This is a genomic window from Marinobacter sp. SBS5 (assembly GCF_048285575.1).
Lineage (GTDB): Bacteria > Pseudomonadota > Gammaproteobacteria > Pseudomonadales > Oleiphilaceae > Marinobacter.
The window spans coordinates 154,114-166,817 of sequence record NZ_JBLWAZ010000003.1 but is presented as its reverse complement, the minus strand read 5'-3'; the positions used below and the strand labels follow the sequence as shown (position 1 = coordinate 166,817).

General features: G+C 53.5%; 11 protein-coding genes and 1 other RNA gene. 7 read left to right on the top strand and 5 right to left on the bottom strand.

Annotation, left to right across the window (positions count from 1 at the left end; genetic code table 11):
- Nucleotides 1-34: 34 nt before the first annotated feature.
- The 5 genes from prsR to ACNQ6O_RS07835 all read right to left on the bottom strand — a co-directional run bounded on the left by prsR (nucleotide 35) and on the right by ACNQ6O_RS07835 (nucleotide 6,500).
- Entirely contained in the window at nucleotides 35-1,420 is a 1,386-nt protein-coding gene (prsR, locus tag ACNQ6O_RS07855; RefSeq protein ID WP_418052686.1) for a PEP-CTERM-box response regulator transcription factor, read from the bottom strand.
- Between the two features lie 122 nt (nucleotides 1,421-1,542).
- Nucleotides 1,543-3,666 (bottom strand): XrtA/PEP-CTERM system histidine kinase PrsK, encoded by a 2,124-nt coding sequence (prsK, locus tag ACNQ6O_RS07850; RefSeq protein WP_418052685.1) that lies wholly within the window; start codon nucleotides 3,664-3,666, stop codon nucleotides 1,543-1,545.
- Nucleotides 3,667-3,772: 106 nt separating this feature from the next.
- Nucleotides 3,773-4,711, bottom strand: coding sequence for an SDR family oxidoreductase (locus ACNQ6O_RS07845; RefSeq protein ID WP_418052684.1), 939 nt, complete (start codon nucleotides 4,709-4,711; stop codon nucleotides 3,773-3,775).
- On the bottom strand, nucleotides 4,711-5,526 hold the full coding sequence (locus ACNQ6O_RS07840; RefSeq protein WP_418052683.1) for a lysophospholipid acyltransferase family protein: 816 nt from the start codon (nucleotides 5,524-5,526) through the stop codon (nucleotides 4,711-4,713). Before ACNQ6O_RS07840 ends, ACNQ6O_RS07845 begins: the two co-directional genes overlap by 1 nt.
- A gap of 53 nt (nucleotides 5,527-5,579) precedes the next feature.
- Entirely contained in the window at nucleotides 5,580-6,500 is a 921-nt protein-coding gene (locus ACNQ6O_RS07835) for a D-hexose-6-phosphate mutarotase (RefSeq protein WP_418052682.1), read from the bottom strand.
- A gap of 108 nt (nucleotides 6,501-6,608) precedes the next feature.
- On the opposite strand from ACNQ6O_RS07835, the gene ACNQ6O_RS07830 reads away from it, so the two are divergent.
- The 7 genes from ACNQ6O_RS07830 (at nucleotide 6,609) to recR (ending at nucleotide 12,702) form a co-directional block, all read left to right on the top strand.
- Nucleotides 6,609-7,370, top strand: coding sequence for a 2OG-Fe(II) oxygenase (locus tag ACNQ6O_RS07830; protein ID WP_418052681.1), 762 nt, complete (start codon nucleotides 6,609-6,611; stop codon nucleotides 7,368-7,370).
- Nucleotides 7,371-7,450: 80 nt separating this feature from the next.
- Nucleotides 7,451-7,547: signal recognition particle sRNA small type (gene ffs / locus ACNQ6O_RS07825), an RNA gene on the top strand.
- Between the two features lie 176 nt (nucleotides 7,548-7,723).
- Nucleotides 7,724-8,668 carry an esterase/lipase family protein gene (locus ACNQ6O_RS07820; protein WP_418052680.1) on the top strand — a complete coding sequence of 315 codons (945 nt, stop codon included), beginning with the start codon at nucleotides 7,724-7,726 and terminating at the stop codon, nucleotides 8,666-8,668.
- Nucleotides 8,669-8,719: 51 nt separating this feature from the next.
- Nucleotides 8,720-9,766, top strand: a complete 1,047-nt coding sequence (locus ACNQ6O_RS07815; protein ID WP_418052679.1) for a lipase secretion chaperone — start codon at nucleotides 8,720-8,722, stop codon at nucleotides 9,764-9,766.
- A gap of 71 nt (nucleotides 9,767-9,837) precedes the next feature.
- A complete protein-coding gene (gene dnaX, locus ACNQ6O_RS07810; RefSeq protein WP_418052678.1) occupies nucleotides 9,838-11,736 on the top strand; it encodes a DNA polymerase III subunit gamma/tau in 1,899 nt (632 codons plus the stop codon).
- A 4-nt stretch (nucleotides 11,737-11,740) separates the two neighbouring features.
- Nucleotides 11,741-12,064, top strand: a complete 324-nt coding sequence (locus ACNQ6O_RS07805; RefSeq protein ID WP_418052677.1) for a YbaB/EbfC family nucleoid-associated protein — start codon at nucleotides 11,741-11,743, stop codon at nucleotides 12,062-12,064.
- A 35-nt stretch (nucleotides 12,065-12,099) separates the two neighbouring features.
- Nucleotides 12,100-12,702 (top strand): recombination mediator RecR, encoded by a 603-nt coding sequence (recR, locus tag ACNQ6O_RS07800; protein ID WP_418052676.1) that lies wholly within the window; start codon nucleotides 12,100-12,102, stop codon nucleotides 12,700-12,702.
- The last annotated feature ends 2 nt before the right edge of the window (nucleotides 12,703-12,704 follow it).

Sequence of the window (12,704 nt, the reverse complement as noted above, 5' to 3'; positions counted from 1 at the left end):
TTTTTCGGGTCTTTATTATTCCGTTTGCCCTGTATCAGCTGCCGTTGGTAGCCGTTGTGGTTTCAATCCGGTACTTGTCTGTCAGGTTGTAAAGCGTAGGCCGGGTGATGCCGAGTAAGCGCGAGGCCTGGGCCATATTGTGACCGCAACTTGTCAGTGCCTGCAGTATGGCTTTTCGTTCGGCATTTTCTCGTACTTGTCGCAGGTTCAATTGGTAATCCGAATCGCAGTTCTGTTCATGGGGGAGCACCAGGTCTTCTGCAGTGATGCGCTTATCGTCCGCCATGATGATGGCCCGTTTGACCTTGTTGATCATTTCACGAACGTTGCCCGGCCACGCGTACGAACTGATAGCCTGTGCTGCGTCTTCGGAAAAGGAGAGGTTGGGGCGGTCCATCTGCTTACCTAAACTCTTCAAAAGCGATTGCGCGATAACGATTGCGTCGCCCTCCCGGTCGCGCAGTGCCGGGATATCCAGGGTAATTTCGCTGATGCGATAATAGAGATCTTCACGGAAGGTGCCTTCGGTGATGAGTTCTTGGACGTTGCGGTGGGTCGCGCAGACCACTCGAACATCTACCGGAATGGGTTTCACCGAACCTACGCGGTCGACCACTCTTTCTTGTAGGAATCGAAGCAGTTTGGCTTGCAGGGGGAGGGGCATATCACCGATTTCATCAAGAAACAGGGTGCCGCCGTTCGCGCTTTCGATCTTGCCTTTTTTGCTTTGTGTGGCGCCGGTAAACGAGCCTTTTTCAAACCCGAAGAGCTCGCTTTCAAGTAGATTTTCCGGAATGGCGGCACAGTTGATGGCAGCGAATGGTTTATCAGCGCGGTGGCTGTGATCGTGCAAGGCCTGAGCGAGCAGTTCTTTACCGGTACCCGTTTCGCCCGTAATCAGGGTTGTAACATCGGTCGGAGCGACTTTCTCGATGGTTCGGCATATCGACAGCATTTCCGGGCTTGAGGCTACGATGCCCTTGATGTGGGTGCCGTTGTTCTGGCTGGCCAGCTCACGGTTTTCTTGCTCAAGTTCAGCCAGACGGAAGGCGCGGTTGACGACAAAGGTGAGAATGTCGGCGTCGAGCGGTTTTTGATAGAAGTCACACGCACCCATTCCGATAGCTTTGACCGCGTTTTCTTTATCTTCCCGGCCAGTTACCACCACGATTTTTGTTTGCGGTGCCAGTCTCAGGATGTCCTCAAGCAGCGCAAAACCCTCGGTAGCGCCGCCGGGGTCTGGAGGAAGGCCTAGATCCAAAGTAACTACCTGGGGCTCAAGGCGGCGAAGTGCGGCCAGCGCAGTTTCACGGTCAGAGGCCACGGTCACTTCAACGTCATCGTTAAAACACCAGCGCATCTGGCTTTGAAGGCCTGGGTCGTCTTCTACAATCAATAGTTGCTTCACAACAGCAATCATTCCTTTGGTCTGTGTTCCGTTAGGCTGCAGCTATCTGCCTTTGCCGGCTCCATGTATTAGAGTCTTAACTTAACATTGACGGTTTGCAATGCCGTATGAATAAAATTTCCTCAAGGTGTCGATTAATTGACGGTTTTGGCGGTGAGTGCTGACGTTATTTCAGGGTTATTCGAATTTTTATTGGATAAGCTAGAGAGCGGGATGCGCACGGTAAAGCAGGAGCCCACGCCAGGCTCGCTGGTTACGGCAATATTTCCACCGAGTTCCTGAATGTATTCCCGGGCTTGGTATACGCCTATGCCCATGCCTGTCAGGCCCTTGGTGCTCTCAAAAGGCTTGAACAGCTTCGTGCGAATGAATTCGTCAGTCATGCCTGTTCCGGTGTCTTGGATAAACAGTACTACGCTGCCTTTGGCGGTTTTCAGGTTCAGGCTGATCTCACCGTCGGGGGGCGTGGCATCCTGAGCATTCCGTATCAGGTGACCAAGTACGCTTCTGAGCTGCTCTTGTTCTGCACAAACCAAAATGTCTGGCGGGTTACCTAGTAATCTGGGGGCGGGCGTGCGGCTGCTGTTGGTGTCGATAAGCTCACGTACCACTTCGGTCAGGTCGACGTCCCGCCGGTGTTCATTGTTCGGTGCCGTGGGTTTCCGTATGTGATCTACCAGATTCGACATTTTTCGAACCGCGTGGTCTGTGGTCGAAATCATATCGTCAATAAAGGCCGGGTTACCGCGATGCTTAGGTGCGTTCTTAACCAGCAATGAAAGCTGTGCAATGAGGGTTTTGAGGTCGTGCACCATAAAAGCTGAGGCTTTGCTAACAGCCTCAAATTGCATGGCCCGAGACAGACGATTTTGGGCGTCGGCTTGTGCTAGCAAGTTGCAGGTTTGGCGCGCCACCACCTTGATCAGATCAAAGTTTTCCCAGTTTAAAACCAATTTGGCGTAGGGTCTGCCAACCATGGCAATGCCATACAGTTCATTGTCGAGAAACAATGGGACTACTAGCCAGGCATCCGGTGTGTTGGAGATGGGCTCAGGTAACTCGATCAAATCGTAACTCAAAGGGTCTTCACGATATTCCATTAAGTCGATCACCCATTCTTTGGATTGGAATAGCCGAACAAGATCTGAGTCGCCATCGATGGAGGTGTGTTTGGGGGTTGAAATATTCACGCTGGCTTTAAGCTCATAGTTGTTTTGGTCGGACCTTAGCCAAATTGCGCCAGCATTACTTTCAACCAAATCTGCCAGTATTCGGATCACACGTTCAGGGAGAGGTGGGTCATCACTCAAGTCTGCCAGTTCTTGGGTCATCCTTAGCCATTCTTCTCGATAGTCGTATTTGTAGTCGAAAAAGTTCTGGCTGATGAACACCATAATGCGAGCGCGTATCCGTCGGGACATCACCAGCGTAACGAGGAAGGAGAGAGCAATGGTGATGAATAATACCTGGAGGGCATCGCCCCATTCACCGCCAAGGCTGCGAACGTAATAGCCGCCAACGGCTAGCAATAACAGGTACCCGCCGCCCATCAGAAGCGCGCCGGCATGAAACACCGCAGCACGTGAAAGCTGAAAGTCCACGGGTTGTTTGCGGGAATTGATGATGTTGACCGCAAATAAGGGTACGAGGGCCGCATTAATAAACCCGCGCGCATTCCAAAACGAATCGGCAATCTGTCCGAAAAGAAGGGCATCCGCGTACATGATGAAGTCGTACGCGAAAATGGTGGCTGTACCGATACAGAGATATTTCACGCTGGAGCGGCCTAAGGCAGGAGAGTTTCTCCAGATCTGTTCGATCAGTGACAAGCCAAGCAAGGAAAGTGCAATTTGTCCGATCAGTTTGGTTTTTCCGCTGACTAAATCGGCGTCGAACGCAAACTCTAAAGTGCCGAGCGAGAGTAGGGTGACGATCAGTACAGTGGTTGCGACGCCGAGCGTTTTACGGAGTTGGCCGGTAAATTTAGCTTGCCGAAAGGTGTCGCGGAGTAGGGCGAAAAGCAGTAGCAGCCAAGCGGTATCTCGGAGCAATTCAAGAAGGTAACGGATGAAGAATCCGGGCTCCCCCCACAGGCTCTGAGACACCAAGGCCGAGGCCCAAAGGGTTGTGACGAAGGCCGCAAAAAACAGCGCGCGATCAAGCTCACGCCGCAGGTAGCGCGTTGCTACCAGAGTCGACAGCACAGCAAACACAATCGCAGATGCACCGTAGCTGATTACGCTGAGGTCACTGAACATTCGGCCTTTCCTTAAACCGCGGAACTGTCACTAACCTCTACAGAGTAGCTGCGAACCTCCTTTTGCGCCTGTTTTAATAGTCGATTTAGCCGCTTCCGTCACACTGTTATTTGTGATCCCGGTAATAATCGAATATTTCCGTTAGCGATCGCTTGGGCGTGAAATTGAACTCCTTGGAAAAATTCCGACCATCAATCACAACGGGGTACTTAAAGAAGGCCAGAAGATAATGCGGGAAGCTGCGAAGCCGCAGAATCTTGGCAATGGTTTTCGGTAGAACTGGGGGAATCGACACGATGGGAATGCGGGTGCAGCCACAGAGTTTCAATGCCTGTTGGTAGGCAACCCAATCGTGGGGCGCTACGTTGAATACGCCTTTGGTGGATTTTTGCCAAGTTAGAGTGATGGCGTCGGCCATATCGTCGATATGTATGAACTGCATCATAGGTGAGAAACCGGCCAGAACCGGTGCCATTTTGCTGCTCAGTAGCCGGCTCATGGTGTTGCGGACTTCGGGCCCGACGATGTTGCAGGCGCGTAAGATGGTGATGTTGAGCTCGGGGTAGCGCCACAAATACAGATTGGCGAGGTTCTCCAGCTCGACTGAATCGACCAGGTCTGCACTTAGACCGGCACTCTTCAGCGGGGCAGATTCGTCGATCAGTGCCGGGTTGTAGGCAACCGCGCCGTATACGTGATAGGTGGACAGCACGATCACCCGCTTAATACCGTATTTTTGGGACAGATCAAGCAGCTTTTGGGTACCCAGTACATTTGCGTTGTATCGGCGCATGCGGGTGAGCTCGCTAGATTGCACACGGCCCAAGTGAATAACACCGTCGAACTGATACCGGCGGAACAGATCTTCAAATACGCGCTTGTTGAAGTCGATGCAGTAACTGGGAATCTTATCGCCCAAGTCGACTTGTTCGCGGAAATCGACGGCGACCAAGTCGCAGGTGTCGCTCAACCGTTTAATGACTTGCTGGGCTAGTGCACCGGCGGCGCCTGTTACAAGAATTTGTGGTCTGGATTTCTTTGGCATCAGAACAACCTTTTTCTCTCGGTCAGGCCTTTATCAATGAGTCGGTTTATCTCGGATTTAACCGCTTCTACGCGTTCGGAGACCTGTTCTTCGGGGATTTCTGTACTGTCGAAGTACATGGGCTCCCCAAAGTTAAGGTGCACTTTTGCCGGCAAGATGAATGGCAGGGCAACCGGTGCGTAGGGCACGCCTAGCGCCTTAGCCAGAGGTTTGATGTTGGCAATCGCGGGAATGGTTTCTTCACAGCCAACCACGCCAACTGGAACGATGGGGGCGTTGTACTTCATCGCCAGATGCATGAAGCCATTACCGAAACGCTGTAGCTGATAGCGGTCTTTATAGAGCTTGCCGGAGCCGCGAACCCCTTCAGGGAAAACAATGATGGCTTCATCGTTTTCAAGCATCTTGGCGCAATTCACCGGGTCGCCCAGAACAGCGCCCACTTCATTCAGCATATTGCCGAGCCATGGAACTGTCGGGAAAAAGCGCTCAATCATGGCGCGAGGCAGTCGCGGTTTGACTTTGCGGTTGGCCAGCGCATAACCGATGAGAATGCCATCAAGGGGAAGTTGGCCCGAGTGGTTAGCAATGATGAGGACGGGGCCTTCAGCCGGGATATTGTCTATGCCGCTGGATTCAACCCGGAAATATTTCTCATAAACGTGGCGGGTGATGCCCATCCCTAATTTAACCACGTCGCTGTTGAAGCCCCAAGGGTCATAGCCCAAGGTTCCGATTGGCTTTTCGATGCGATCAATTTGGTTGTCTGATTCGGTTGAAATCAGTTTTGATCTGATAAATGACGCCAGGCCCATACCTGCTCCCTGTGTTGTTCCCGGTGCATGCTAGCGGTTGTTAATGTGATGAATTATCCCCGCTCAATCAATACGCCCAGTGTGTGGCTCTGGCCGGTATTTAATACGCGATAGTCGCCTGCTGCATTGGCCGTTTCGACACAGAGCATGTTTTGCCAGCCAGTGTCAGGGAAGTCAGAGAGTCGTTTGGATTTCTCCGGGCCTGGGTTCCACACGACAGTTGAGTCGCTGCCGAAGCCGGTCAATTTGGTTCTTCGCTCGGGGGTGGTTGCCACCAGCCTGTCGCCGGACTCATAGATGCGGTCAGTTTCTCCCTCGAAATAGACTGGGCCGTCCTGAGTGGCGTAGCTCCAGTCTTTCAGAGTGTCGATGTACTGGCTGTTACCAAGCCCCAGAAGTCGCGTGCCTGCAATGTCAGGCGTGGGGAGGTAAGTATGTAAAGCCTGACTTAAGGCCATCGGAGTTTTTGAAAGATTGGTTGTGGTGAGTGCGATCTGGCAGCCGCGAAGCGAAAAGTTGAACGTGATGAGCGCTAAGGCGTGGCCTTGCCAAAGCTCGGAAAAATCATCGCTGGTGTTTAAGGACAGGCTAATTTCCACCTCATGGGCGCTTTCGTTAACGTCTTCCAGTTGCCACAGCGCTGTGCGAGCGAACCCGTGCGCTGACGGCGTTTTAATGTTGGCGCGGATGGCAGGTGGATTGCGAGACGGGTCGCCAAACCAGGGCCAGCATACCGGAATACCGCCTCTGATGGCGCGCCCGGGTTGAAAGCGTGCGAGATCGCTCAGCCATAGCCAGTTTGATTCGTTGGTTTGAGAGAAATGCACGAGGTGCGCACCTTGAAGGGTGAGGGCCGCTTCGAAGAGGGGGTGCTGCACTTCCAACGCTTCCAGTTGGCCGATGGTCTTCCAGCGAGTAAACGACCATTGCCCTGGGGGCAAAGTGGTAGAAGGTTTGTCAATGCGTTCTGACATTTTGGGCGACCGCTTCGTTAGGTGCATTTGCGTACTAGCAGGTTAAAATAAATGCGCCAATTCGGCGACTTTAGCCATACAATATCTCAAATTGTTGGAGCGCTGTTAATGGACTCAGAGAAGACTGCTGGTGTTGTGGTGCCGCTGATCGAACCCCGTCTGGAGCGAGGTGGTGAGGTTATGGATCGGTTGGCCGGCGATAATCCGACTAGCGTTGGCGAGGCCCCGTGTGTCGAGAGCTTGGTGGATGAGGCTTGGCTTGACGAGTTGGCCGATGGGTTGGCGGGTGCAACATGGGTAGAGTTTGATCTTTCTTCGCGTTTGCCCGAGGGTTTGCTGGGTGCATTAAAGCGTGAGGTTGAAATACTCGATAAAACGGAAGCGATGACGCGAGCGGGGATAGGTCGTGGCGCTGATTTGCTGAAAGATCGAAGTGTAAGGCGCGACAAGATTGTCTGGATGGATGGCGTAAGTGCGCCGCAGTCAGAGTTGTTTCGTTTTTTTGATCGAATTCGCGAGGGTTTGAATCGCCGTTTGTTTTTGGGGTTGAAGCGTTACGAGGCTCACTATGCCACGTATCAGCCGGGTGATTTTTATAAGCGTCACGTGGACAGTTTTCAGGGTAGGGCCTCTCGGATGATCAGTCTGGTGCTCTATCTGAACGACGACTGGGGGCTTGAAGATGGGGGGGAATTGCGGATATTCGACCCTGTTGATCAAGAGTCGCCAGTAGGTCTGCTGAGGCCGGAAACCGGGCGAGCTGCCTTCTTCTTGAGTGAAACTGTGCCTCATGAAGTACTGCCTGCAAGACGTACCCGATACAGCATTGCATGTTGGTTTCGCCAAGACGAAGTGCCTTTGCCGCTTTAGGGCGTTGTAGTCCCCGTAACTCTCTGATACTATTCGCGCCGCTTTCAGGGAAATGTCCTGGAACGCCGTTATGGTGGCCCCATTGGTGCCTCCGCAACATGAAACCGTGAACCCGGTCAGGCCCGGAAGGGAGCAGCCGAAGCGGTGGAATTGTGTGCCGGAGAATTGCTGATGGGGTCACCCCCATTTCCTTCCTTGTTTTCTTCTTTTCGCGGCTAGCCCCTATAGCCTTCCGTTACCTGCCTTTCTGTTCAATTGTTGTGACGATGTTCGCTAATTTAAGCGCGTTTGTGCGTTATGTTGGCTTTGCTCGATATGTTGCATGCTGAACTAAAACAAAAATAGGTAACGATATGAAACGCTCAAGTAAAAAGCTGGCTGTTGTGGCTGGTGCTCTCGCTATTGGTTTGTCTTCTCAATCTGCTTCTGCTGGCTGGTTCGATTGGTTATTCGGGAAAAGCGCAGATACCTATACACAAACCGAGCATCCGATTGTGTTGGTGCACGGGCTGTCCGGTTTCAACAAGCTGTTGGGTTTTGTTGAATACTTTAATGGCATCCCTGAGGCGCTGACCGAAAGTGGGGCCGAGGTGTTTGTACCGCAAGTCTCTGCAGCGAATTCCACCGAGGTTCGAGGGGAGCAGTTGCTGACGCAGATTGAAGAGTATATGGCGGTGACGGGCGCAGAAAAGGTGCACCTGATTGGTCACAGTCATGGTGGCCCTACAATCCGCTACGTTGCCGGTGTTCGGCCTGACCTTGTGGCTTCTGTTTCCAGTGTCGGCGGCGTTAACTGGGGCACGCCGGTGGCAGATTTAGCGAATAATGGTGCGCTGGACGGTCTTGGTAACTTTTTCTTTGGCTTGATTGATACCTTCTCCGGTGGCGGTGGTCTCCCTCAGGATACGGGTGCGGCGATTGCCTCCCTCAGTACCGACGGTTCGCTTGCGTTTAACGCGCAGTTCCCGGCCGGCCTGCCTTCAACGTACTGCGGAAACGACGGTGAAGAGGTTGTTAACGGCGTACGCTATTACTCTTGGGGTGGAAACAAAGTCTGGACTAACGTCTTGGACGCCAGTGACGCACTGTTGTTGACGCTGAAGCCGGCGTTTGATGAGCCGACGGATGGTTTGGTGCCTGCCTGCAGCATGAAGCTTGGTAAGGTGTTGGGGGTTGATTACGCCCATAACCATCTTGATCAAGTGAACCAGTTGTTCGGTCTGGTAGGGCGCAACGCTGCCGACCCGGTTCAGTTGTATCGGCAGCAGGCGAATCGCCTTAAGAATCTCGGTCTCTGATTGAGTGTTCATAAATACGCGGGCCGCTCTGGCCCGCGGTAGAGGTGATTCATGAGTAGGCGTTACATCGTAGTTTGCTTTGGTGTATTGCTCGTTATTGTTGCGTGTACTGGACTCTTTTATGGATATGCTGATGGCGAATCCAGTGGGGTAGCACGTACGACATCGGTTAACCAGAATTCGTTTACAACCAGTTATGCCCAGCACAGTGAAGGTGCTGCATCCGTTATAGCGCCTTCTAATCTCAAGCAAGAACTCCCCGCCTTACCCAGAGACGAGCATGTCGCCGATATTGAAATTGATGGCGCAGTTCGTGTCGACATGAACGGAAACTTGGTGATTGATCGGCAGCTCCGGCGCTTTCTCGATTTTTTCATCGGACTTGCTCCTGATCGGCAATATGAGCTTGCAATGAAGCGGCGGATGCAAGCGGTCATGAGCGCAGAAGGAGTTCCAGAATCGGTGCAGCAAGAGGTGATTGATATTCTCGACCGGTATCTTGCCTATCGGGAAGCTTCCGAGCAGATGGAACTTCATGCTGGCACGCCTTCGGTCGATATTTTTGAGGCGTTTGGTGTCGTTTATCGTATGCGCCGGGAGTATCTGGGGTCTGATGTGGCTGAGGGCTTCTACGGCGTGGAGGAACGTCGCTTACGTTTGGCGCTCGATCGTCAGCGTGTGATGGCGGATGACAGTTTGAGCGAGGCCGAAAAAAGTAGGGCGCTGGCGCAGATTGATCAGAATCTCCCTGAGCACGTTCGGAAGACAAAAGAAACTTCAATGGCGGTTGTCAGCACCGTTCAGCGTGTACAGGAATTGCGAGAATCAGGTGCAAGTGAAACCGAGGTACGTGCTTTGAGGTTGGAGCAGTATGGCGCTGAAGCAACCGCCAGGCTTGAAGAGGTGGATAGAGAGCGGCGGCAATGGCAAAAGCGGCTTTCGGACTACCGGCGGCGTAAGCAAGCGGTGATGCAGAGTGAGGGCTTGGCGCCACAGGATCGAAGTGAGGCCCTTCGGTTATTGAGGGAGTCCATGTTTGAAGGGCATGAGTTGCGTCGTATTCGTGCTCTGGACAAGATGGCTGAAAGTGCTGGCTAGACCAATCGTCCTTCTTCTGGCAACGGGTCCATGGTATTGTTAAGCCCTGATTTCAGAGCAGTTGGCGGATCATGAGCTACCAGGTTTTAGCCCGAAAATGGCGCCCCCGTACTTTCGAGGACATGGTGGGGCAAGAGCATGTGCTACAGGCACTTGTACACGCATTGGAGCACCAGCGGCTTCATCATGCCTATCTGTTTACTGGCACCCGTGGTGTTGGTAAAACCACCATTGGTCGTTTGCTGGCCCGTTGCTTGAATTGTGAGACGGGTATTACGGCCAATCCTTGCGGCGAATGCGGCAGTTGCAAAGAAATTCTGGATGGTCGGTTTGTTGATCTCATCGAGATTGACGCAGCGTCCCGCACCGGGGTTGATGATATGCGCGAGCTGACCGATAACGTTCAGTACTCGCCAACTCGTGGCCGCTATAAAGTGTACCTCATCGACGAGGTTCACATGCTCACCAACCAGTCGTTTAACGCCTTTCTGAAAACGCTGGAAGAACCCCCTGAACATGTAAAATTCCTGCTGGCGACGACCGATCCCCAGAAATTGCCGGTCACCGTGTTGTCTCGCTGCTTGCAGTTCAATCTCAAGCGAATGACTCCCGAGCACATTGTGGGGCACCTGCAGAAGGTGTTGGCGGAAGAGCAAATACCCTTCGAAGATCCGGCTTTGTGGCTATTAGCCCGCGCTGCGGATGGCAGTATGCGGGACGCGTTGAGTCTGACCGATCAGGCAATAGCGTTCGGTAACCAGAAGCTGGCGGCCAGTGATGTCAGCACCATGCTGGGAACCATTGATCAGCAAGATATCGAACGCATTGTCGATGCGTTGGTGGAGCGAGATGGTCCGGGGTTGCTGGCGGAAATCAATCGTATCTCAGACTTTGCGCCGGATTACGATGTTATTCTGGCTGATCTGTTGTCTTTGTTCCATCGGGTCACGATGGAGCAGGTGGTGCCGGGCAGCGCCGATAACGCCATGGGTGATGCCGCACAAGCTCAGGCGCTGGCGCGCAAGCTCAGCGCTGAAGATGCCCAGCTGTTTTATCAAACCGCGTTGATGGGTCGAAAAGATCTTGCGATTACGCCGGATGCGCGGATGGGCTTTGAAATGACCCTGCTGCGCATGCTGGCGTTCCGCCCGGGTGCTGATCGTCGAGCGCCGCCGGCGGTATCCTCGGGTGGAAATGAAAGTGCAGGGCGCGCAGATCCCGAACCTGAACCTGCCCGAGCACAGCCTGCTGTTCCGGAAGCACCTCAACCTGAACTACAGCCGGTTACGGCAGCGGAGCCTGCACCTGCACAGCAGCCAGCTCCGCAACCTGAGCCAGTTGTAGATCAGGGCCCACCTCCGGTAATGGATGATGCGCCGCCGTGGGACCCGGAGCCGAATGAACCGGCTTTCTCAACGGCGCTTGAGGAACCCCAGCCCGCTTCTGTAGAAGAGCCGATCGTAGCGGCCGACGAGCCTGAGCCCATGCCCGAAGAGGCGCAGGTTGAAGCCGTGCAGCGGCCAGAGCCTGAGCTTTCGAATCCTGCTCCGGTGGTTGAGCTGGAGGCTCCGGTCAGTGAAGACGGCTTCGTCTGGGAGCGTGACTACCGGACACTGGACATTACCGGTATGCCGGGGAACCTGGCCAGTTACAGTGCCATGAAGCGTGATGGCGATACTGTCGTGCTAACGCTGGAAGAAGGTCATGCCCGGCTTTTGAACGAACGGCACGAAGAAAAAATTCTTGCAGCCTTGAGATTGCGCTTTGGCGACGCCACACAGTTAAAAATAGAAGAGGGCGAGCCAGGGTTGCATACACCGGCTGCCTTTGAAGAGCGCCAGCGGGTAGCACGTCTGAAGGCGGCCGTGGAGTCGATTCGGACAGACCCGCTGGTACAGAATATTGTTGAACGGTTTGAAGGGCGAGTTGTCGAAGAAAGCATCCGCCCGATAGAGACAGGTAGGAGATAATCGCATGATGAATAATATGGGCGATCTGATGAAAAAGGCCCAGCAGATGCAAGAGCAGATGCAAAAGGCCCAGGAAGAAGCCGCCAAAGCGGAAGTGACCGGCGAATCCGGCGCTGGCATGGTAAAAGTCACCATGAATGGTCGTCACGATGTGCGCAAAGTAGATATTGACTCCTCCTTGTTGTCGGAGGACAAGGAAATTCTGGAAGATCTATTAGCTGCGGCGGTCAATGACGCCGTGCGCCGGGTTGAAGCGAACCAGAAAGACAAAATGTCCGGACTGATGTCTGGAATGGGTATGCCACCCGGATTCAAAATGCCGTTCTAAGCGTTCGCGGCCTAGTTGTTGTTTGAGGAGTATTCATGGCATTCAGCCCCATGGTTGATGAATTGGTCGAGTCCCTTCGTTGTTTGCCTGGGGTAGGCCAGAAAACTGCGCAGCGTATGGCTTTTCATCTGCTGGAGCGAGGCCGCTCTGGTGGTGTTCGTTTGGCCGGTGCCTTGCATCAGGCAATGGATAATGTGCGTCGGTGCAGCAGTTGTCAGAATTTTTCGGACACTGAGATCTGCCAGCTTTGCGCAAAGCCTGAGCGCCGCACGGGAACCCTGTGTGTGGTCGAAAGTCCGTCGGACTTGCTGGCGATAGAACAGGCCGGCGATTATCGCAGCAGTTATTTTGTACTCATGGGCCATTTGTCACCTATTGACGGCGTTGGCCCCGAGGAAATCGGCATTGAGCGCCTATTACGCAGGATCCGCGAAGAGGGTGTAACGGAGCTGATCTTGGCCACTAACCCTACCGTTGAAGGCGAGGCCACGGCCCATTACATTGCCGACCGCCTTGATGGACAAGACATTCTGATCACCCGGCTCGCGCACGGTATACCGGTGGGTGGCGAGCTGGGTTATGTCGATGGCTTTACCCTCACGCATGCCTTCCGGGGCCGTAAACCCCTTTCTGAATAGTT

What these genes read in the sequence shown, in the direction of transcription:
- ACNQ6O_RS07840 (WP_418052683.1), bottom strand. Translation starts at nt 5,526, where the DNA reads ATGGGCCTGGCGTCATTTATCAGATCAAAACTGATTTCAACCGAATCA.
- recR (WP_418052676.1), top strand. Translation starts at nt 12,100, where the DNA reads ATGGCATTCAGCCCCATGGTTGATGAATTGGTCGAGTCCCTTCGTTGT.
- ACNQ6O_RS07835 (WP_418052682.1), bottom strand. Translation starts at nt 6,500, where the DNA reads ATGTCAGAACGCATTGACAAACCTTCTACCACTTTGCCCCCAGGGCAA.
- ACNQ6O_RS07820 (WP_418052680.1), top strand. Translation starts at nt 7,724, where the DNA reads ATGAAACGCTCAAGTAAAAAGCTGGCTGTTGTGGCTGGTGCTCTCGCT.
- dnaX (WP_418052678.1), top strand. Translation starts at nt 9,838, where the DNA reads ATGAGCTACCAGGTTTTAGCCCGAAAATGGCGCCCCCGTACTTTCGAG.
- prsK (WP_418052685.1), bottom strand. Translation starts at nt 3,666, where the DNA reads ATGTTCAGTGACCTCAGCGTAATCAGCTACGGTGCATCTGCGATTGTG.
- ACNQ6O_RS07815 (WP_418052679.1), top strand. Translation starts at nt 8,720, where the DNA reads ATGAGTAGGCGTTACATCGTAGTTTGCTTTGGTGTATTGCTCGTTATT.
- ACNQ6O_RS07805 (WP_418052677.1), top strand. Translation starts at nt 11,741, where the DNA reads ATGATGAATAATATGGGCGATCTGATGAAAAAGGCCCAGCAGATGCAA.
- ACNQ6O_RS07830 (WP_418052681.1), top strand. Translation starts at nt 6,609, where the DNA reads ATGGACTCAGAGAAGACTGCTGGTGTTGTGGTGCCGCTGATCGAACCC.
- prsR (WP_418052686.1), bottom strand. Translation starts at nt 1,420, where the DNA reads ATGATTGCTGTTGTGAAGCAACTATTGATTGTAGAAGACGACCCAGGC.
- ACNQ6O_RS07845 (WP_418052684.1), bottom strand. Translation starts at nt 4,711, where the DNA reads ATGCCAAAGAAATCCAGACCACAAATTCTTGTAACAGGCGCCGCCGGT.